Origin of the sequence: Bacillus sp. KS1 (genome assembly GCF_020075515.1) — a bacterium.
In the GTDB taxonomy this organism is placed as follows: domain Bacteria; phylum Bacillota; class Bacilli; order Bacillales; family Bacillaceae; genus Bacillus; species Bacillus velezensis.
The window spans coordinates 687,719-706,577 of sequence record NZ_JACAWW010000004.1 but is presented as its reverse complement, the minus strand read 5'-3'; the positions used below and the strand labels follow the sequence as shown (position 1 = coordinate 706,577).

Sequence of the window (18,859 nt, the reverse complement as noted above, 5' to 3'; positions counted from 1 at the left end):
GACAGTTTGAAACAGCTTTTAAAAGACAGCTGGTGGAATCAGCTGAAAGATGAATTTGACAAACCGTATTATCAAGAGCTGAGAGAAATGCTGAAACAAGAATACAGCAGCCAAACGATTTATCCTGACAGCCATGATATTTTTAACGCCTTGCATTATACGCCCTATGAGGATGTAAAAGCGGTCATTCTCGGACAGGACCCGTATCACGGGCCAGGACAGGCGCACGGGCTTAGTTTTTCCGTTCAGCCCGGAGTCAGACAGCCGCCGTCTTTGAAAAATATTTTCATAGAGCTTCAGGACGATATCGGCTGCTCCGTACCGAACCACGGATCGCTCGTCAGCTGGGCGAAGCAGGGAGTGCTTTTGTTAAACACAGTGCTTACGGTTCGCCGCGGTCAGGCCAATTCCCACAAAGGCAAGGGATGGGAGCGGCTCACTGACCGCATCATTGATGTGGTGAATGAAAGAGAGAAGCCGATTGTCTTTATCCTGTGGGGGCGTCACGCGCAGATGAAAAAAGAGCGCATTGACACATCGAAACACATTATTATTGAATCGACTCATCCGAGCCCGTTTTCGGCAAGGAACGGTTTTTTCGGGAGCAGACCGTTTTCCCGTACAAACGCCGCCCTTGAAAAAATGGGGGAGCAGCCGATCGATTGGTGCATCCCCGACCTGCCGCAATAAACGGTTTTTTTGAGGCGCTTCCGCCCGGCGGAAGCGTCTTTTTTGGCGTTCAGGGCGATATGCCGTCAGAAAAAATAACAAACTCAATTCTGCGATTCGCTCAGAAATTTGATAAAATGCAGGAAGAAGACAAATTACTGCTGGAGGATTTACTCATGAACATACATATCTCTGCTTTGATTCAGAAGATGGAAGAAGAACTGAGGCAGGCGAAAACGGCGACCCGCACCGAGGAGGTCAAAATGCACGCGGCCGCCATCCGCTCTCTGTGTGATGTCGTGCTCGGCACTCAGACGCACACCGCTCCGGCGCCTGTGCAGAATCCGATTCCGAAAGCGGCGCCGAAACCTTCCGCGTCTCCTTCGACAGACCCGCTGCTGCTTGAAAAAATGATGGGCAGCGCCGGGCTGAACCAATATCAGAAAAAAGCGAAAGACGAACGTGAGGAAGACGGAAACGGGGATTCCATTTTCGATTTTTAACAGGAGAGGTTGATTGACTTGAAACTGATACTCGGGGGTTTGCAATGGACGGCATTTATGATTGCGGCTGCGATTGTAGTTCCTGTCGCCATCGCACAATCATTTCACTTGAACCATGCCGATTCTGCCGCATTGATTCAGAGCACATTTTTTGTGCTTGGCGTCGCCGCGGTCATCCAATGTCTCCAGGGACATCGTCTGCCGATTAATGAAAGCCCGGCAGGCTTATGGTGGGGCGTATACACGATTTACGGCGGACTGACTGGCACGGTGTTCGCGACATTCGGCGAGACGCTGCGGGCGCTGCAGGGGGCGCTGTTATTAAGCGCTGTCTTTTTCTTTTTGTTCAGCCTTTTTAAAGTGATTGAACGGCTGGCCGTGCTGTTTACGCCGGTTGTGACCGGTGTGTATCTGCTGCTGTTGGTCATGCAGCTGAGTCAGCCGATTGTGAAAGGCCTTTTGGGCATCGGCTATTTAAAAAACAGCGTCGACGGCCTTGTATTCGGGCTCGCCATGGTTGTGACGGCGGCGATGTTCATCATGTCCCGATCGAATGTTACGTTCTTAAGACAGTATGCGATTCTCCTTTCGCTTGCCGGCGGATGGATCTTATTCGCCATCTTCGGCGCTGCCAAACCGATTCAAATACCGGACCGCGTGATTCAGCTGCCGGCTCTTTTTCCGTTTGGAAAACCCGTGTTTGACAGCGGCCTGATCATTACGTCACTCTTCATTACCGTGCTTTTGATTGTCAACATGCTCGCGAGCATCCGGGTTGTAGAAGCGGCGGTGAAAAAATTCGGCGGCACCGTCGGGAAGCGGCGTGAGCGTCCGGCAGGGTTTGCGGCTTCGATCAGCCACCTTTTGAGCGGACTGTCAGGGGGCATTGCGCCTGTGCCGATTTCAGGAGCGGCCGGTTTTATTGAGACGACGAAGCTTCCTTCGAAAAAGCCGTTTCTTTTGGGAAGTGTATTTGTCATGATCATCAGTATGATCCCGCTATTTATGAATGCGTTTGCGAGTCTGCCCTCACCGGTCGGCTTTGCGGTAAACTTCGTCGTTTTCTCCACGATGGCGGGTCTTGCCTTTACGGAGTTTGACTCTTATGAGAAAGCGGAGCAAAAACGAATCCGCTCCATTATCGGTCTGGCGCTCCTGACGGGGGTCGGCATCATGTTTGTGCCGGAGAGCGCGTTATCGGGAATGCATCCGATACTGATTTCGCTCTTAAGCAACGGTCTTGTGCTCGGGACGCTGCTGGCGATAGCGATTGACCGAATCCAGCTTATCAAAAAGAAAAAATCCGACAATCTCGTGTCATCGGACGGCGGACGTTGAATTTTGCCGATGTTGGGTTATGATTGAATTGGAAACTTTAACGAAAAGGCGGGAGAAAAATAGATGAAAGTGTTTATTATTCTTGGTGCGATTAACGCTTTATTGGCCGTGGCGCTGGGCGCTTTCGGCGCGCATGGGCTTGAAGGGAAAATCCCCGATAAATATTTGCAGGTGTGGCACACAGGCGTGCAATATCATATGTATCACGCGCTCGGTCTTCTGGCTGTCGCGTTTTTGGCCGAAAAGCTTTCTGGCGCAGGCAGTGTTTCTGTTGCGGGCTGGCTGATGTTTGCGGGCATCGTTCTGTTTTCAGGAAGCCTGTACGTATTGAGCGTGACGCAGATTTCCATTCTCGGCGCGATTACACCGCTCGGCGGCGTGGCGTTTATCATCTCTTGGATTATGATTATCGTCGCGGCCGTCAAATATTTATAAAGAAAAAAAGCCAATCCTCTGTCAAGTGAGCGATTGGCTTTTTGATTTATCTCGGAGAATAAGAAGACATGGAGTACGGATAAGTATAAGCGATTTCCTCATCAAACGTGATGTAATCAAGGTAAATGGTCAGAAGCAGATAGCGGGTGCCCGTTTTCGGATCGCTGATGATGATATGGTCACGTCCCGCCGCCTGAATCACACCGCGGAAAATCTTTGAATTCCATTCTTTGCTGTTTTCAAATGTCATATAAATCGTCGCCGTTTTGCCCCGGTTCAACCGCAGAATATTTTCAATGTATGACTCTTCAATCGGCAGCATGCCGGGAACGTTTTGTGACGATGATGGACCTGACGGAATCTGAAAGCTGCCGCCGCCCTGCTGCTGCGGCTGGCCGGGGAACCCCCCGCCGAAGCTCTGCTGGCCTTGCTGCATCGGCATTGTCATTTGCTGCTGCATCGGCATCATTTGTGATCCTTGGCCCTGAGGCTGCGGATAAGGATTAGGCCCGAGCTGCGGCTGGTATCCTTGCATATCCATTCCCATCCCCATCCCTTGCATTTGCTGATATTGATTCTTTTTCGGTTTCATATTGTTCCTCCTTTGATGAAAACCTCTTGATGCTGAAACCTCCTGAAAAGTATCAGACAGCCGACAGAGAGGCTGCTGTTTTTATCTATTCCACCATATGAGCCCAAAGAAAGATTTATGCGGAAAAAGAAAATACGCTCCAATAAGTCCGGACATCAGAGCCGGCTTTTTTTGTGCGCGCGATGCTGACTTTTCACATAATAGTCTGTATTCCTAGCGCATCTTCCGCATAAGGAACATATGATAGCGGTAGTTTCAGGTGCGAAAAGGGGGTGACGAGTTGCCTAAAGTGTCAGTGATCATGACGAGCTATAACAAAAGTGACTATGTGGCCCGCTCTATTAAAAGTATTTTGTCTCAGACGTTTACGGACTTTGAGCTGTTCATTATGGATGACAACTCAAATGAAGCGACATTGGCGGAAATACGTCCTTTTCTCACGGATGACCGCGTCCGGTTTTATCAAAGCGATGTATCGGGCGTCAAAGAAAGAACGGAAAAAACACGCTACGCCGCCTTGATTAATCAGGCAATAGAAATGGCGGAGGGCGAGTACGTGACGTATGCGACCGACGACAACACGTATGTGCCGGAACGGCTTGAGAAAATGGTGAAAGAGCTTGATGAAGACCCGGAAAAAGCCGTCGTGTATTCAAGTTCCAAAACCTATCATCTGAATCAGCGGAAAGAGACGGTGAAGGAGACGGCCAGGCCCGCCGAACGGATCGTGTGGAACGCGCCGTGCGCCATTGACCATTGTTCGGTCATGCACCGGTTTTCCGTGCTGGAACAGGTCAAATCGGCATTCGGTTCCTATTGGGATGAAAGCCCCGCGTTTTACCGGATCGGTGACGCCCGTTTCTTCTGGAGAGTGAATCATTTTTATCCGTTTTACCCGATTTCTGAGGAGCTTGATATCAATTATATTACCGATCAATCCATCCATTATCAGCTTTTCGCGGCGGAGAAAAACGAGTTTGTGAACAGCCTTCCGCAGCAGACCACGTGCCGGGAGCTGAGGGAATCATTAAAAAAGCTTGGGAAGGGGTGAGGGCTTGTCGGCATACTTAGCGAACTATTGGGTGCTGTACCGGCAGTATATTGACCTTTTTCAGTCACTTCGCTACAAAGACATCCCGCTCGCATTGATCAGTAATTTTTATCAATATATCAGTCCGGCGCTTCGGGAGAGCATGGAGCAGAACCCAGAGCTTTTCGGTCCGGCTGATCAGCATATTCCTGAAGCCGGTATACAGCCATATTATGATCAAAAAAGGCAAAACATTAAGAAAACAGATGAGAAACCGGTAAACGGAAAAGTCATTCTGCATTTCGATCATCTTCGGTTCACCGAGGGAAATTACCGGCAGTTTGATCCGGCAAAAACAGCGGTACTGGCCAGATGGAGTCTGCCTGACCATTACGGGCTGCCCGTTATCTGCAAATTGGAGCTGACGGGAATGGGGCAAAAAGGGAACCCCGTCCCTTATATTGAAAAAGCCCATTCCATTTTGAAAGAGCTTCACAGCCATCCCGCTTTCGGAAACAGAGAATTTCAGGAACGTTTGTATAAAGACATTCCATTATTTATTGAAGCGATTGATGCCGTTGATATTTTGTTTACGGCCGAGAAGGTTTCCGCCGTTGTAGTCGGCACGACGGAGGATATTTACAGCCGTGTGCTGGCGCTGGTGTCCGCGAAAAAAAACGCCGTCAGCATCTGTCTGCAGCACGGAGCGCTCATGGGAGATGAAGCGTTTCTGCCCGTATTTACGGACTATCAGGCTGTATTCGGGGCTTATGAAGCGGAGTGGTATAAAGCAAAAGGCTGCAGGGATGAACAAATCATCATCACGGGCCATCCCCGTTTCGACGAGATTTTCTCAAGAGAACCGATAGATCAGGATACGTTTTACCGCAAACTTTCTTTTCTCCCGTCACAGCGGACGGTGCTGATCGCCACGCAGCCGTTTTCTGATGAATTTTATACGGGAGTGCTTGAAGAGCTTGCCGGCCAAAAGAACATGCAGCTCATTATTAAACCGCATCCGTGGGAAATCGGCAAAAACAAGCTGGATGCTTACAATCAGGTGCTGCGGAAATATAAAGCAGGCAAAATCATCAAAAAAGAGATGGAGCTGTATGACATTCTCCCGTATGTTGACGCTGCAGTGACACAGACATCAACGGTCGGTCTTGAAGCGATGCTGTTTCAAAAGCCCGTGCTGATCGGAAAATCAGCGGGAACCCGCAGATACCCTTATTATCACTCACTTGGAGAATTTGTCTTTGAGGACCCGCAGGCACTCGCTCAGGAATTAATCCGGATATGCGAAAGCCCCGCAGAATATCAAAAAGCGGAACAGGCGCGCCGTGCTTTTGTCGCCGCGAACTACCCGGTTCAGGATTCGCTTGCCGCTTTATGCCAAGTGCTTCAGGAAAAAACCGGAGTCAGCTTCAGACGGGTTGACCCTTCATAAAAAAGATAGGAGCGCAAAGAAAATGGTGCAAAAAAGATCAGCTTTTCTTCCCTATTCATTGCCCATGATCGGGAAGGACGAAATTCAGGAGGTTATTGATACGCTTGAATCGGGCTGGCTTTCAAAGGGACCGAAAGTAGAGGCGTTTGAAAAAGCCTTTGCCGCCTGGACGGGGGCAAAGCACGCGATCGCGCTGAACTCATGTACCGCCGCTTTGTTTTTGGCCCTGAAAGCGAAAGGGATCGGTCCCGGCGACGAGGTCATCACGTCTGCCGTGACGTTCAGTTCAACGGCCAATACAATCGTGCACACAGGGGCCGTTCCGGTGTTTGTTGACATCGATCCGCTTACGCTGAATGCGGACCCTGAAAAAATTGAGGCGGCCGTCACCCCGCGGACAAAAGCGATTGTACCCGTTCATTTCGCCGGCCAGTCGTGTGATATGGATCAGATTCTGGCCATTGCCGAAAAGCATCAGTTATTTGTCTTAGAGGATGCCGCACATGCCGTGTATACCACGTATAAACAGAAAATGATCGGATCAATCGGTGATGCGACGGCATTCAGCTTCTACGCGACAAAAAACCTGGCAACCGGTGAAGGCGGCATGCTGACGACGAACGATGACGGGCTTGCCGATCAGATCAGGGTGCTCAGCCTTCACGGCATGAGCAAAGGCGCGTGGAACCGCTATTCTTCAAACGGAAGCTGGTACTACGAGGTCGAAACGCCCGGCTATAAAATGAATATGTTTGATCTTCAGGCAGCGCTTGGGCTTCATCAGCTGAAACGGATTGACAGCATGCAGCAAAGAAGAGCCGACATTGCGAGCCGTTACCAGGACGCCTTCAGACACATGAAAGGGCTGACCATCCCGCATGTCAGTGATGACGGGCGGCATGCATGGCATCTGTATGTTCTTCAAATAGAGGAGCAGGAGGCCGGGGTCAGCCGGAACGATCTGATTTCCGCTTTAAAAGACCAATATAATATCGGCACAAGTGTTCATTTTATTCCGGTTCCGTTCCATCCGTATTATCAAAAAACGTACGGGTATAAGGAAACTGACTTTCCGGCCGCGGCAGCGTATTATCACCGCACCGTGTCACTCCCTCTTTATCCGTCAATGACAGATAACGACGTTGAATACGTCATTGCAGCCGTTACGGATATCGTCAAAGGGGCTGATTAGGTGTACAGACTGAGGGAAAATCTTGCGCAGGACATGATTCATGCCTTCCTGCATCAGAAGGGCATCCAGCCGGAAGCCTATGAATCGTCGCTCTGTTTATTGGAAGAAAACAGCCTTCAAGGCGTGATTTTATATGAAAACTCTTCGTGGGAAAGTCAATTGTTCCGAAAAAATATCATCAATGTGAAGCTTGCAGCCGCAAACAGCACCGGACAGCTCAAAAGGCTGTTTCAGGAATTTTACGCGGCAAGGCGGGCGGCCGGCACTGATTTTATATTTATTAAAATACCGGCTGAAGATATCGGCGCGATGCAGGTCGTTCAGCAGCTTCCGAACGCTTATTTTGTAGGGAGTCTGCTCAAACTCGTCAGCCCGGTGCGTGTATATAACAGCACGCCGCCATTTGAGATTACAGAAGCCGGACCCGGCGACACGGAAGCGATCAGACGGCTGGCCCGCGACGCCTTTACAAAAAGCAGGTATTACCAAGACCCCCATCTCAGCTATGAAAGTGCAAACCGCCTGTTTGAAGAGTGGGCGCGGAATAACGCGGAAGGCAGAGCTTCGTTACAATTCGCCGCCACATATAAGGGAGAGACCGTGGGCTTTGTTCAGGGGCTGTCTAAAGGCGATGAATTCGTCCTTGATCTGATGGCGGTAAAGCCGGGATTTGAAGGGAAAGGAGCGGGATTCCATTTAGCGGCGCACGTGATTGAACAATCATTGCGCTTTCAGCATAAGACTGTATCAGCGGGAACGCAGCTCCACAATGTAAGAGCCATCCGCCTGTATGAAAGAATGGGATTTAAAGCGGATGCGTCCTATTACTACTATCATGTGTGGCCCGGAAAGGAGGCGGACTGATGGCATCATGCAAAATCGGAACGAAGTCAATCGGCGAAGGTTCGCCCGTATTCATCATCGCCGAAGCCGGAATTAATCATGACGGAAAACTGAGCCAGGCGTTTGAATTGATAGATGCGGCCAGTGAGGCCGGCGCGGACGCGGTCAAGTTCCAAATGTTTCAGGCTGACAAAATGTATCAGAAAGACCCCGGCTTGTACAAAACCGCTGCGGGAAAAGATGTCTCGATATTTTCTTTGGTGCAATCAATGGAAATGCCCGCCGAATGGATCGAACCGCTGCTTGAATATTGTAAGAAAAAAGGCGTGCTGTTTTTAAGCACGGTATGTGACGAAGGCTCTGCCGACTTACTGTATGCGACTTCGCCTTCAGCCTTTAAAATCGCCTCCTACGAGCTGAACCATCTGCCGTTATTGAAATATGTCGCAGGACTGAAGACACCGATTATCTTTTCCACCGCGGGCGCTGATATTTCAGATATTCAGGAGGCTTATCAAACCATTACCGGCGAGGGGAACACAGAAATTGCGATCATGCATTGTGTGGCGAAATATCCCGCGCCGCCTGAATACAGCAATCTGAGCGTCATTCCCATGCTTGCCGCCGCATTCCCGGATGCAGTGATCGGTTTCTCCGATCACAGCGCCCATCCGTATGATGTGCCGTGCGCGGCGGTCAGGCTCGGAGCGAAACTGATTGAAAAGCATTTTACGATCGATAAAAACCTGCCCGGTGCTGATCACTCCTTCGCCCTCAATCCGGATGAATTAAAAGAAATGGTTGCGGCGATCCGCTCGGTTGAAGCGGAGCTGCGGCAGGGGCATCACGCTCCGGTGCCGAAAGTGCTGTCGGGAAGCTCCCATAAAACCACGACACCGATTGAAGGGGATATCAGAAGGTTCGCTTACAGAGGCATTTTTTCAACAGCGCCGATTCAAAAAGGTGAATGTTTTACGGCTGAAAACCTTGCCGTCCTTCGTCCCGGTCAAAAACCGCAGGGGCTCCACCCGAGATATTTTGAGCTTTTAACTGACGGCGCGCGTGCGGTCAGGGATATCCCCGCCGACACGGGCATCACTTGGGATGACCTTTTGACGAAAGGCAGCCCATATGATGACTGACATTTTGTTTATCATTCAGGCGCGGATGGGAAGCGGGCGTCTTCCCGGCAAAGTGCTGAAACCGATCGGCGGGTATACGATCCTCGATATGATTGTCAAAAGGGTTCGGCAAAGCGCGTATTATGATCAATCACGGGATAATCTGATTGTCGCCTCGTCTGACAGCAAGACCGACGACATTCTGTCTGCGCACTGCCTCAGCAAGAACTACCGTGTGCACCGCGGCAGCGAGCAGCGCGTGCTTGACCGGTTTGCACAAGTCATCGAACAAGTAAAACCGGATATCGCAGTCAGACTGACGGGGGATAACCCGTTTGTCGACCCTTCGCTGCTTGATTTTCTGATTCAATCGCATTTAGATCAGCACGCAGACTACACGTATATTTGCGGTACACCGCTCGGCATCGGCGGCGAGGCGGTAAACGCGCGCCTTTTAACGGAGATCAATGCCGACAAAACGCTGGCGGACAAATATCAGGAGCATGTCACGCTTTTAATAAGAGAATCTCCTGAGAAGTACCGGCTTCTCTTTCCTGAGCCCCCGCAGGAACTCCGGGCTCCTCACTTGCGGCTGACCGTCGATACCGAAGAGGACTACAGGCTGGCCCGCGAGCTGTACGTAAAAGCGGGCTCGCGTCCTGATATTCCGGCAAAAGAATTGATCCATCTGCTGAATCGTGATCCGGAGCTCAGGGCCATTAATCAAATGATCCGGCAAAAAGAGGCTGATTAGCATGCGGGTTTTGATTTTCGCGGACGGGGGCCGTGACATCGGCATGGGGCACGCGGTGCGGATGAAGCTGCTTGCCGGTGCCATTAAGAACAATTGCTCAATAACGTTCTACACAAATAAAGAGGCTTCTTCTTATCTGTCTTCTGATCAATGGGAAGTGAACATCAAGCCTGACAAGGGACAGAAGGAATTTATTGTCCGGGAAATAAACAGGCAGGCTCCTGACCTTCTCATATTCGATCTGCTCGATATGCCGTGTGACTGGTTAGAGGAAATCAAAAAGCATTCATCGGCGCGCATCGTCTTATTTGAAGAAAAACGGGAACATGTCATTCATTTATGCGATGCCGTTATAAACGGCATTTACGGAGGGCTGAAAAGCCGGACGGTTCAAATGGGCAGCGCCGCGGTATATGAAGGCCCGGATTATTTGATTCTTCATCCGGGTTTTGAAAAAGCCAAACAGCTTTATCAGCTGAGAAAAGAATGCCGGACCATATTGGTTTCATTAGGAGGAAGCGACCCGAAGAAGCTTGTCTTTAAAGTGATGGAAGCATGCCGCAGCATCCCCGGCATTCAGCGAAAACGAGTGATCATCGTCATGGGCGGCGCCGCGCCTCATGCTGATGACGTGTGCGCGCATCTTACACAAATGCCGTATGCCGAGATGGTAAGGCAGACAAATGACATGGCCGCGCTTCTTTCGAGGGCTGATATGGCCGTCGTGTCCGGCGGGATCACTTTATATGAAACCATTTGTACAGGTGTGCCCTGCATCGTACTTTCTCAAGTGGAGCATCAAACTGAGACGGCGGGAAAATTCGCCGCACGGGGGGCCGCCGTTCACCTCGGCCTTGGTGAAGGCATATCAGCGGACGTTCTCGCACGGCATATGTCTGACATGGCCGCTGATTATCCTCTGCGGACCGGACTTCATCAAAACGGAAAGCCGCTGGTTGACGGCAGGGGCATCAAACGGGCGGCGGCGATTCTTTATGATTTATGATAAAACCACACGTAAGGAAGTGTTCATGTGAAAGGTGTTATCTTAGCCGGAGGCACCGGCTCACGCCTTATGCCGCTGACAAAAGCGGTCAATAAGCATTTACTCCCTGTCGGTCCATATCCGATGATTTACTGGTCGATCATGAAGCTGGAAGAAGCGGGGATTACAGATATCTTGCTGATTACGCAAAAAGAATATATTCCGCAATTTCATAAACTTCTCGAAACCGGAGAAGAGCTCGGCGTCTCAATCACATATCAGGTTCAGCCAGCCGCATCCGGCATTTCCGACGGTTTATCATACGCAAAGCGGTTTACCGGGCGCGATCCGTTCGTTCTGCTTTTGGGAGATAATATTTTTGAAGATTCATTAAAACCTTATACGGAGCGTTTCGCAAAGCAGGGAAAAGGAGCAAAAGTGCTGCTGAAAGAAGTAGACGATCCGGAGCGCTTCGGCATCGCCGAGATTGATGAGGAAAACAAACGGATCAAGTCGATCATTGAAAAGCCGGAGCAGCCACCGACAAGACTATGCGTCACAGGGATCTACATGTACGACGCAGAAGTGTTTTCTTATATTGAACAAATTTCCCCTTCAAAACGCGGCGAACTGGAAATTACGGATGTCAATAATTTATACATTGAACACAGTGAGCTGACGTATGATGTGTTAACGGGCTGGTGGGTGGATGCGGGCACGCATGAATCGCTCTACCTCGCCGGAAGCCTGGCGCATCAGGCATTACAGAAAGGACAGGAGCATTAATCATGCCAAAATCATATTTAATTACAGGGGGCGCCGGATTTATCGGCCTTACCTTTACAAAGATGATGCTGAAAGAAACGGATGCGCAGATTACCGTCCTGGATAATCTCACGTATGCAAGCAGGCCGCTTGAAATAGAAGCCTTAAAAAAGAACGGCCGTTTTCGTTTTATCAAAGGTGACATTTCTAAAAAAGAGGACATTGACAAAGTCTTTTCCCAAATGTATGACGCTGTCATTCATTTTGCGGCTGAATCCCATGTGGACAGAAGCATAAATCAGGCAGAGCCGTTCATCACAACAAATGTAATGGGCACATACCGACTGGCGGACGCAGTGTTACAGGGAAAAGCCGGCAGGCTGATTCACATTTCCACAGATGAGGTGTACGGAGATTTGGCGCCGGATGATCCCGCTTTTACAGAGACGACGCCGCTTTCTCCGAACAATCCGTATTCGGCCAGCAAGGCAAGCTCAGACCTGCTCGTCATGTCTTATGTGAGAACCCATAAGCTTCCTGCCATCATTACAAGATGCAGCAACAATTACGGGCCGTACCAGCATCACGAGAAAATGATTCCGACCATTATCAGGCATGCCGTAAACGGCACGCCGGTTCCGCTGTACGGCGACGGGATGCAGATCAGAGACTGGCTGTTTGCCGAGGATCATTGCCGCGCCATTAAGCTCGTGCTGGAAAAAGGAACACACGGTGACATTTACAATATCGGCGGAGGAAATGAACGGACGAATAAAGAGCTTGCGTCATTTATCATGAAGGAGCTCGGTGTCGAGGAACGGTTTGCTCATGTCGAAGACAGAAAAGGGCATGACCGCCGTTACGCCATCAATGCTTCAAAGCTGAAAAATGAGCTGGGATGGCGGCAGGACGTCACATTTGAAGAAGGAATGAGAAGAACCATTCGCTGGTATACAGACAGCCAAGACTAATCGGAAAGAAGGGGATCCGATTGACGAAGGTATTAGTAACCGGAGCGGCCGGCCAGCTGGGGCGGGAGTTATGCCGCCAGCTGAAGCGGGAAGGGTATGAAGTGATCGCCTTGACAAAAGCGATGATGAACATATCCGACCAGCGTTCGGTGCGGCACTCGTTCAGCCATTACAAGCCGGATATCGTCGTCAATACGGCGGCATACACCTCCGTTGACAAATGTGAAACGGAACTCGACAAAGCGTATTTAATAAACGGAATCGGCGCTTATTATGCCGCGCTTGAGGCTGAAAACACCGGCGCGAAATTCATTCACATCAGCACCGATTACGTCTTCAGCGGCAAAGGAACACGGCCATACCAGACCGATGATCCCGCAGATCCGGGCACGATTTACGGAAAAAGCAAAAAACTCGGCGAAGAATTGATCCGGTTGACTGGAAAAAACCACACCATTATCAGAACATCGTGGGTGTACGGCAGCGGCGGGCACAACTTTGTCAATACGATGCTGAAGCTTGCGGATACACATGATCAGGTGCGTGTCGTTAACGATCAAGTCGGAGCGCCGACGTATACAAAAGATTTAGCCGAAACGGTGATCGGTCTGTTTGACAGGCCGCCGGGCTTATACCACGCCGCAAACAGCGGAGTGTGCAGCTGGTACGAATTTGCCAAGGCTGTTTTTGAAGAAAGCGGCAGAACCGCCTCCGTGCTGCCCGTCACGACGGAGGAATACGGAAATGAGACGCCGCGCCCCGCTTATTCGGTGTTGAGTCTTGAATCGATTGAACGGCAGGGGCTCGGCATGAGGCATTGGCGGGAAGCGCTGCAGGATTATTTACAAAGGGAGGGACAGTGCAAGTGATCGAAGGCGTAAAAATCAAAAAGTTGATCAAACACAGCGATGACCGGGGTTTTTTCTCAGAACTCGTCCGTGACGATGAACATCTCTTAGAGCGTTTCGGGCAGGCTTCCTGGTCCAAAAGCTATCCCGGCGTCATTAAAGCGTTTCACTATCATGAGAAACAGGATGACCTGTGGTTTTTCCCGACGGGCCACGCCCAGGTCGTGCTCCATGACCTTCGCGAAGAGTCGGCAACCAAGGGAGAAACGGATGTCTACTACATGGGAGAAGACAATCCGATGCTCCTTCTCATTCCCAAAGGCGTCGCACACGGGTACAGAGTACTGGGTGAAACCCCGCTGACCATTATTTATTTCACGACGATGTCCTACAATCCGGATCAGCCTGACGAAAAAAGAATTCCGTGGAATGATGACACCATCGGATTTGACTGGCAGACGGCTCACCGATAGCGCACAAGACGAAGACAGCGGATGTCTTCGTTTTTTGTGCTGATGTTGGCATTTGCTGTGAATGGAGCCAGTGAATAAGATACGACCGCCCACTATATCATGATTGCTGGCCTGAAGGACAATTTCATCAAAAATGTCTTGGAAGATGGCGGTCAGTTAGGGACCTGAAATTTAAGAGATCCTCCCTTTCTTCTCCTATGGACATCATTCATCCTAAAAAAACAAAAAATGATTTATAGAATGGGGATAGGATTTAATTAGAAAAATCTTAAGAAAAAAGTAATATTTGCTTAAGAGAAAAGAGAACTTTCCTTTATATAGTAGGAGTATATGATGGAAAGGGGAAAGCGAATGACATACATCTTAAAAACGAGTCAGCTTACAAAAACATTTAAAGGAAAAGAAGTTGTTTCCGGGGTTAATATGCACGTGAAAAAAGGGGAGATTTATGGATTCTTGGGTCCCAATGGTGCAGGTAAAACAACCATTATGAAAATGATTACAAATTTAATCAAGCCTACAAGTGGTGAAATAGAAATTTTCGGTGAGAAATTAACAGATACGTCATTTGAAGTTTTAAAAAGAATGGGCACCATTATTGAATATCCCATTTTCTATGACAACCTCACTGCTAAAGAAAATTTAGATTTCCATTGTGAATATATGGGCTATTACGATAAAAAATCCATTGACCACGCTATCGAGCTTGTAAAGTTACATAATATTGATAATAAAAAAGTGAAAGAGTTTTCTTTAGGAATGAAACAAAGGTTAGGAATAGCCAGAGCTATTTCTACAAGACCAGAACTTCTCATTTTAGACGAGCCGATTAATGGCCTGGATCCAATAGGTATAAAAGAGTTGAGGGATCTCTTTAAGTTACTTTGCAGAGAATATGGAATTACATTATTAGTCTCCAGTCACATTTTAGCCGAAATGGAACAAATGTCAGATACTGTTGGTATCATACAGAATGGGAAGTTAATAAAAGAAGTTTCTATGAAGAGTATAAACGGAAAACAAACAGAGTATATAGAGGTAAAAGTCCAAAATATAAAAAAAGCGTTATATATTTTAGAGCAAAATCTGGGGATAAGAAATTTTAAAATGATTGATCAACAATTAATTCGTATCTATGAAACAGCAGTTACACAACAAGAAATCTCTAAAGCACTTATTCTGAATGACATTGGTATAGAAAGTATAAATAAAAAACACAGTTCTTTAGAAGAATACTTCTTAAATTCTATGAATGGGGAGGGAATACACACTAAATAGATTGCCCGTCTGTGTTATGCACCTATTTGCATTGTCTTAAATTCTTCTGCTGGAGGCTATTAGCATGTTAAAACTTATGAAATTAGAGTACAAAAAACATCACTTATCACAGTATTTTAAATGGGTGGCACTTTGGATATTCATCATCTTTGCCTTAGCAGCTTTTATGGGATGGGAATCTAAAAATGAAAATGAACTTATGTTTCGTGATTATCCAGATTTTATATCTCTAACTAATATTTTAATTAGAATTGTGTTTATTAGTTTTTCTGCTGTGATTTTATCCCGTTTAGTTATTGATGAATATAAAAATAAAACAATACAATTGCTGTTTACTTATCCTTTACAAAGAAAAAAATTAATGCAAGCTAAACTATCTATTGTCTTCCTATTCTGCTTTGTAAGTATTGTTATTGCTACGTTTGTTATTAACTTGTTAATTCTCTTCGTGAGTCCGCACTTATATTTATTCGAGAAGCCTGTTGAAATGAGTGAAGTTATTTCTGCTATGCCATCGGCTCTTCTCACCGCTTTTATGATGGGAGGAGTGAGTCTGATTCCTTTATTTTTCGGCATGAGAAAAAAATCAACTTCTGCTACAATCACTTGGGCTGTCATAATCGGGGTCTTTATCAATGCAACAGTTTCCGACGGAGGAGAAACAGTCAGTTTAAGTCAATTTATTATCATTCCAATTATACTTTGTTTATTTGGTTTTTTAGTGGGTTATCTTTCTTACCGTAAGGTGGATCAGAAAGATTTATTGTAGATAAAAGGAGAAATTATACAATGAAGAAGGTTATAGCATCATGTGCAGTGTTAATCGTAATCAGCGGAATTGTTTTAAGCCTTTATAAGACAGATACTAAAAACTTTAAAAAGAACGTGTCCTGCAATGTTGAAAAAATTGATACTTTAAAAGTATATACTGACTCATGGGATGTGAAGCTTAAAAAGAGTAATTCAAATAAGGTAACAATATCTGCGGAGGGGAAGCAGAAAGATAAAGCTCCAGTTACATTTCAAGGAGATGGGGGGGATTTGGTCGTTAGTCAAAAAGAACAAAAGAATGGCGGCTTTTTGGATGGATTTACTTTTGGGAAGCAGGGCGGCACAATCTATATTAATGTTCCCGATTCAGGTATGAACAATATTGAAATAACCAATAAAGATGGGAATATACAATTAAGTGAAATTTCAGCTGAAAATATTGTCGTTGATAATCATTCCGGTGATGAAAAAATCAATAATGTTTCGGCTCATACTGGAAAGTTTTCATCCAAGGATGGGGCGTTAAGCGTTGAAAATAGTTCTTTTGAGAAATTAAATATAACATCTGCAAGCGGCGATAACGAGATGAAGGAAATACATAGTTCCAATATAAAGGTTACTTCTAAAGATGGAGCGGTTTCAATCAAGGACATAACAGAAGGAAAATCTTTAAAATACGAAATCAGGAGATATAGGTGTATCTTATAAAAAAGCGCCAACTTCACTTGCTGTTTTTGCTCAGAGTAATTCTGATGTAACGTTTGATCTAGATGGGCTTAATAAGAGCCATGATGGCGTAAAACTGAAAAAAGGTGAAATTGGCGCGGGAAGTAATAAAGTAAGTCTATCTAGTGAAGATGGTTCGATAAAGGTGAGATAAAAAGAGAAAAACACAAGACAACAATTCCCGCTATTGAAGAATGGTTGTCTTATTTGTTTGTATTTAAAATGTTTTGGAATATTTATCTCCTTTTGTATAAAAAATAATTATAATGAGATTAATTATCTGTATAATGATTGAAATAAACAGTGAATTAAGAATATCAGTTTTATATTTAAGGAGCGGAAAGCTTGGGTTACAAAATATTAATTGTAGAAGACGACCAATTCATAAGCGATATGGTAAGCGAAAGCTTAACGAAAGAAGGGTTTGAAGTAACAGCAGCTTTTGATGGTGAAGAAGCTTTAGACATATTGAACACCCAAAAGTTTGAGGTTATATTGTTGGATTTAATGCTTCCGAAGATAGATGGGATGGAATGTTTAAGAATGATTCGGTCCAAAAGTATGGTTCCCGTTCTTATCATGTCTGCAAAAGATGAAGATGTAGATAAGGCACTTGGTCTCGGCCTCGGGGCTGATGATTATATTTCTAAACCTTTTTCTATGCTGGAGGTAGTAGCCAGAATTAAAGCAACCATTAGAAGAGAAAGACACTATAAGAGCTCCCTGTCTTCAAAGGAAGAAAAAATCATTAAAATAGGTGATTTAAGTGTTGACCTGCATGGCTTTTCTGTTAAAAAATTCAATGAAAAGATTAATCTCACGGCAAAAGAATTTAATATTTTAAAACTCTTTATTTCTAATCCTTCACAAGTATATACTAAGTCTCAACTTTATAAATCCGTATGGGAAGATGAGTATCATGGAGATGAGAATGTAATTAATGTTCATATTAGACGGCTTAGAGAGAAAATTGAGGACGATCCATCTCATCCAATGTACATAAAAACTTTGTGGGGAATCGGTTATAAGTTGGGAGATTTTTAAATTGTTTTATATGTTGGTTATTTTATTCATATGCTCTGCGGCAGTAAATATATTTCTTTTCCGAAGCCGATTAAATCTAAGGACTGAGATTAAATATATAAGAAATAAACTTCGAAAAGTTGTTAATGAAGAGACAGGCGAAAGATTATTGCTTAACACGGAAGATAAATATATAAAATCCTTGTTAATTCAAATAAACCGTCTTTTAGACCATAATCAAAAGATCAAAGGGAACTGCAATAGTATTGAACTGTCCATGCGAAAAATGTTATCAAATATTTCACACGATTTAAAGACGCCTTTAACAGTTATACTAGGTTATATTGAAATGATAAATAACGATAAAAGTCTGACTTCGGAAAAGGTTATGAGTTTACTAAAAACAGTTAATTTAAAAACGGTCGAGGTATTAGCGTTAATAAACCGTTTTTTTGAACTTGTAAAATTAGAGTCAGGAGATAAAAAATTAAATTCTTCACGAATTGACATATGTGAAGTCAGCCGAAAAATAATTTTGGATTACTACGAAATTTTAATCAGCAAAGAATTTGAAGTAGTGATTGATATACCCGATGATTCTGTCTTTGTTAGCGGAGATGAAGATGCAATTGAGAGGGTTCTGAATAATTTAATTACGAATGCAATTCAATATGGTTCCGATGGTAAGATGGTGGGTTTAAAGATCAGAATAACTGATAATGATGTTTTTGTAGAAATATCAGATAAAGGAAAAGGAATAAATGAAATGCATAAAGACCGTGTCTTTGAACGAATGTACACATTGGAGGACTCGAGAAATACCAATTATCAGGGAAGCGGATTGGGGCTGACGATTACTAAGAGATTAGTAGAGCAAATGGAAGGAAGTATATCTCTAAATAGTGTCCCCTTCAAAGAAACAACGTTTTCTGTACGTTTAAGACGTATTAAATTTTAATAAAAGCAGTAAGGTTTCTTCTGTATACGTCTTCAAATCCCCTTTCTCTTTAATCTGAGAGGCTGACAACAGTCTCTTTTTTTTTATACGCGAAAGTCTGGCATGAATCTTGCATATAAAAAGGGGCGTAACGA

General features: G+C 45.9%; 20 protein-coding genes and 1 pseudogene. 20 read left to right on the top strand and 1 reads right to left on the bottom strand.

Features of this window, described 5'->3' with window-relative positions; translation table 11 throughout:
* The first annotated feature begins 6 nt into the window (after nucleotides 1–6).
* From HWY38_RS03965 to HWY38_RS03950, 4 genes are all read left to right on the top strand, one after another.
* Complete coding sequence (locus HWY38_RS03965; RefSeq protein ID WP_012118732.1) at nucleotides 7–690, top strand: uracil-DNA glycosylase; 684 nt, start codon at nucleotides 7–9, stop codon at nucleotides 688–690.
* A gap of 59 nt (nucleotides 691–749) precedes the next feature.
* Nucleotides 750–1,172, top strand: a complete 423-nt coding sequence (locus HWY38_RS03960) for a YwdI family protein (RefSeq protein ID WP_015387535.1) — start codon at nucleotides 750–752, stop codon at nucleotides 1,170–1,172.
* An 18-nt stretch (nucleotides 1,173–1,190) separates the two neighbouring features.
* A complete protein-coding gene (locus tag HWY38_RS03955; protein ID WP_224181302.1) occupies nucleotides 1,191–2,510 on the top strand; it encodes a purine/pyrimidine permease in 1,320 nt (439 codons plus the stop codon).
* A gap of 63 nt (nucleotides 2,511–2,573) precedes the next feature.
* Nucleotides 2,574–2,945, top strand: a complete 372-nt coding sequence (locus HWY38_RS03950) for a DUF423 domain-containing protein (RefSeq protein WP_003150969.1) — start codon at nucleotides 2,574–2,576, stop codon at nucleotides 2,943–2,945.
* 46 nt (nucleotides 2,946–2,991) lie between these two features.
* Here HWY38_RS03950 and gerQ read toward each other — a convergent pair whose 3' ends face one another.
* A complete protein-coding gene (gene gerQ, locus HWY38_RS03945) occupies nucleotides 2,992–3,537 on the bottom strand; it encodes a spore coat protein GerQ (protein ID WP_007614539.1) in 546 nt (181 codons plus the stop codon).
* 280 nt (nucleotides 3,538–3,817) lie between these two features.
* Here gerQ and HWY38_RS03940 point away from each other — a divergent pair, with 280 nt between their 5' ends.
* The 16 genes and pseudogenes from HWY38_RS03940 (at nucleotide 3,818) to HWY38_RS03865 (ending at nucleotide 18,725) form a co-directional block, all read left to right on the top strand.
* Nucleotides 3,818–4,588 carry a glycosyltransferase family 2 protein gene (locus HWY38_RS03940; RefSeq protein ID WP_003150972.1) on the top strand — a complete coding sequence of 257 codons (771 nt, stop codon included), beginning with the start codon at nucleotides 3,818–3,820 and terminating at the stop codon, nucleotides 4,586–4,588.
* 4 nt (nucleotides 4,589–4,592) lie between these two features.
* A complete protein-coding gene (locus HWY38_RS03935) occupies nucleotides 4,593–6,017 on the top strand; it encodes a CDP-glycerol glycerophosphotransferase family protein (protein ID WP_224181301.1) in 1,425 nt (474 codons plus the stop codon).
* A gap of 22 nt (nucleotides 6,018–6,039) precedes the next feature.
* Entirely contained in the window at nucleotides 6,040–7,209 is a 1,170-nt protein-coding gene (locus HWY38_RS03930; protein WP_224181300.1) for a DegT/DnrJ/EryC1/StrS family aminotransferase, read from the top strand.
* Complete coding sequence (locus HWY38_RS03925; RefSeq protein ID WP_007614531.1) at nucleotides 7,210–8,073, top strand: GNAT family N-acetyltransferase; 864 nt, start codon at nucleotides 7,210–7,212, stop codon at nucleotides 8,071–8,073. It begins immediately after the preceding gene.
* The gene (locus tag HWY38_RS03920; RefSeq protein WP_224181299.1) at nucleotides 8,073–9,194 is read left to right on the top strand and encodes an N-acetylneuraminate synthase family protein; all 1,122 of its coding nucleotides are present in this window, start codon (nucleotides 8,073–8,075) and stop codon (nucleotides 9,192–9,194) included. The genes HWY38_RS03925 and HWY38_RS03920 overlap by 1 nt, the downstream gene beginning before the upstream one ends.
* Nucleotides 9,187–9,927 (top strand): cytidylyltransferase domain-containing protein, encoded by a 741-nt coding sequence (locus HWY38_RS03915; RefSeq protein WP_224181416.1) that lies wholly within the window; start codon nucleotides 9,187–9,189, stop codon nucleotides 9,925–9,927. Before HWY38_RS03920 ends, HWY38_RS03915 begins: the two co-directional genes overlap by 8 nt.
* 1 nt (nucleotide 9,928) lies before the next feature.
* Nucleotides 9,929–10,933: a PseG/SpsG family protein gene (locus HWY38_RS03910; protein ID WP_224181298.1), complete on the top strand. Its 1,005-nt coding sequence runs from the start codon at nucleotides 9,929–9,931 to the stop codon at nucleotides 10,931–10,933.
* 27 nt (nucleotides 10,934–10,960) lie between these two features.
* Nucleotides 10,961–11,698, top strand: a complete 738-nt coding sequence (locus tag HWY38_RS03905; RefSeq protein WP_003150981.1) for a sugar phosphate nucleotidyltransferase — start codon at nucleotides 10,961–10,963, stop codon at nucleotides 11,696–11,698.
* A gap of 2 nt (nucleotides 11,699–11,700) precedes the next feature.
* Nucleotides 11,701–12,648, top strand: a complete 948-nt coding sequence (rfbB, locus tag HWY38_RS03900; RefSeq protein WP_224181297.1) for a dTDP-glucose 4,6-dehydratase — start codon at nucleotides 11,701–11,703, stop codon at nucleotides 12,646–12,648.
* Nucleotides 12,649–12,668: 20 nt separating this feature from the next.
* Nucleotides 12,669–13,517 (top strand): dTDP-4-dehydrorhamnose reductase, encoded by an 849-nt coding sequence (gene rfbD / locus HWY38_RS03895; RefSeq protein WP_224181296.1) that lies wholly within the window; start codon nucleotides 12,669–12,671, stop codon nucleotides 13,515–13,517.
* Nucleotides 13,514–13,969, top strand: coding sequence for a dTDP-4-dehydrorhamnose 3,5-epimerase family protein (locus HWY38_RS03890; RefSeq protein ID WP_003150986.1), 456 nt, complete (start codon nucleotides 13,514–13,516; stop codon nucleotides 13,967–13,969). The genes rfbD and HWY38_RS03890 overlap by 4 nt, the downstream gene beginning before the upstream one ends.
* A gap of 351 nt (nucleotides 13,970–14,320) precedes the next feature.
* The gene (locus HWY38_RS03885) at nucleotides 14,321–15,247 is read left to right on the top strand and encodes an ABC transporter ATP-binding protein (RefSeq protein ID WP_088461961.1); all 927 of its coding nucleotides are present in this window, start codon (nucleotides 14,321–14,323) and stop codon (nucleotides 15,245–15,247) included.
* 64 nt (nucleotides 15,248–15,311) lie between these two features.
* Nucleotides 15,312–16,016: an ABC transporter permease gene (locus HWY38_RS03880; RefSeq protein WP_224181295.1), complete on the top strand. Its 705-nt coding sequence runs from the start codon at nucleotides 15,312–15,314 to the stop codon at nucleotides 16,014–16,016.
* Nucleotides 16,017–16,036: 20 nt separating this feature from the next.
* Nucleotides 16,037–16,898, top strand: a pseudogene (locus HWY38_RS03875) (DUF4097 family beta strand repeat-containing protein).
* Nucleotides 16,899–17,089: 191 nt separating this feature from the next.
* Nucleotides 17,090–17,788 carry a response regulator transcription factor gene (locus HWY38_RS03870; protein ID WP_224181294.1) on the top strand — a complete coding sequence of 233 codons (699 nt, stop codon included), beginning with the start codon at nucleotides 17,090–17,092 and terminating at the stop codon, nucleotides 17,786–17,788.
* 1 nt (nucleotide 17,789) lies between these two features.
* Nucleotides 17,790–18,725, top strand: a complete 936-nt coding sequence (locus HWY38_RS03865; protein WP_025649398.1) for a sensor histidine kinase — start codon at nucleotides 17,790–17,792, stop codon at nucleotides 18,723–18,725.
* Nucleotides 18,726–18,859: the final 134 nt, after the last annotated feature.